This is a genomic window from Tamlana crocina, from assembly GCF_012037625.1.
Genome location: NZ_JAAVJS010000088.1, coordinates 1 through 617, shown reverse-complemented (window position 1 = coordinate 617; position 617 = coordinate 1). Strand labels below are relative to the sequence as shown.

1 protein-coding gene is annotated in these 617 nt (G+C 37.4%); it reads right to left on the bottom strand.

What is annotated here, in order from left to right:
• On the bottom strand, nt 1–617 hold a 617-nt coding region (locus tag HC176_RS15740), incomplete at both ends, for an IS1634 family transposase (RefSeq protein ID WP_167919940.1).

The following is a 617-nucleotide window of genomic DNA, read 5'->3' as shown; positions in this document are numbered from 1 at the left end:
CTTTTCTAAGGGAGATTTCTGATTTTTCTTTATACAGTACACGTTCTAACTCCTTGTAAACACTGTATGCTGCAAAGGCAATACAAATGTGAGCTTCTATTCGGTGCCTCAATCTATGGTAGATGGGACGTATGCGTAGATCTGTTTTGGACATACGGAAGGCACGTTCGATGTGGAATAAATTTTTATAATTCTCCACCACTTGTTTATCAGACAACCTAGTATTGGTTAGGTATCCTTTGAGTCCATCCCAAACATTATCTTGATAATATTTTTCATAATCGATTTCAATGGAAACATCTCCTTCCATTTTAAGGTACTTGTTGTAGCCTTTGTTATTGATATTGGATTTGGTAAGTTTACCTGATTTAATTCGCTTCTCCAGGCGCTGTAGACCCTTTTTTCGATTATGAGCATCCTTGGTTGCTCTGTTGTTGGTATAAGTTATCAGAAGCCTGGTATCATCAGATTTTGGAACCTTGATCATCTCTCCATCAGAGAGCTTTCTTGCGAGCACCTTTTTCTTTACTTGCTCTGATTCATTTTTTAATCTGGCACCCAAAATATATTCATAATCCTTCGCTTCTAAAGCTGCAATATTGGATTTAGAGAGCAGC